Raw genomic sequence first — 339 nt, 5'->3', positions numbered from 1 at the left:
CCTGGATGAAACATTGCGAGGAATGATCCATCGTAATGAAGACATTCAAACTATGGAGAACTATTTAAGACCTACCACACCTAGCATTCGTGAAGATGGTTTTAAAAGAGTATTATGTGGAGACACATCACTAGCCGAAATCCTAAGAGTAACCTCTCAAAATTAATTATTTTATCGGTGTGACCTCGCATTAATGTAAGAATATTTCTGAGTACTCCCTATATGGTCAATTTAAAACCACTCAGATCTTTTTGCATTCAATTAATTCATGTATAATTCTTTTTTAAATTATCCCCAGTAAATAGAATTAAGGTGAAAGTATGCAATCCAAATTCGAGA

General features: G+C 33.6%; 1 pseudogene. It reads left to right on the top strand.

What is annotated here, in order from left to right:
* Positions 1-166: pseudogene (locus OK13_RS14510) on the top strand (type II secretion system protein GspE); the annotation flags it as partial.
* Between the last annotated feature and the right edge of the window lie 173 nt (positions 167-339).

This window comes from Legionella norrlandica, from assembly GCF_000770585.1.
Lineage (GTDB): Bacteria > Pseudomonadota > Gammaproteobacteria > Legionellales > Legionellaceae > Legionella > Legionella norrlandica.
The sequence above is the reverse complement of the archived record's forward strand: the minus strand, read 5'-3'. Positions and strand labels throughout refer to the sequence as shown.